The 658-nt window shown below is 43.2% G+C and carries 1 protein-coding gene; it reads left to right on the forward strand.

What is annotated here, in order from left to right:
* Positions 1-154 precede the first annotated feature (154 nt).
* Positions 155-619 (forward strand): carbonic anhydrase, encoded by a 465-nt coding sequence (locus SD31_RS14010; RefSeq protein ID WP_231561686.1) that lies wholly within the window; start codon positions 155-157, stop codon positions 617-619.
* Positions 620-658 lie beyond the last annotated feature (39 nt).

The raw sequence follows: 658 nt of genomic DNA on the forward strand, positions 1-658 counted from the left end.
AGCTTCAGGAGGTGACAAGTAAAAGGAAAGTAGTGCGCACAAGCCGCAACAGAACGCCTTCAGAAAGTAATTTAAGTAAAAAATAACAACAATAAATTAAATACAAAAAGCAGTAAACTTGCCTCGCATTTGAGAGGCTCAAAATCAGTCACACATGATTAATAAAGATTTAGAATTAGGATTTAAAAAAATTTTGGATGGAAACAGAGAATGGATGGAGTTCGTAAAGAACGACACTTCTGGACGTTTCCAACAATTGGCCAAAGGGCAGAACCCACAGATTTTATGGATAGGATGTGCGGACAGCCGTGTACCGGCCAACGAGCTGACAGGAAATAAACCGGGTGAAGTATTCGTTCATCGGAATATTGCCAACATGTGTGTACACTCTGATATGAATATGTTGTCGGTACTAGACTATGCCGTAAACGTGCTGAAGGTAAAACACATTATCGTCGCTGGACATTACGGTTGTGGAGGGGTGGCAGCAGCCCTCAGCCGCCGACAGTTTGGCATCATCGACAACTGGCTATGCCACATTAAAGATGTGTACCGCATCCACGCCAAAGAGATTGACGCTAATAAGCAGATATGGAAGAAAAAAGCAGACCGTCGGTAGAGCTGAACGTCAAAGAGCAGGTCGTTCTAACCCTAATGT

It is taken from the genome of Sphingobacterium sp. T2 (genome assembly GCF_000814685.1).
In the GTDB taxonomy this organism is placed as follows: Bacteria; Bacteroidota; Bacteroidia; order Sphingobacteriales; family Sphingobacteriaceae; genus Sphingobacterium; species Sphingobacterium thermophilum.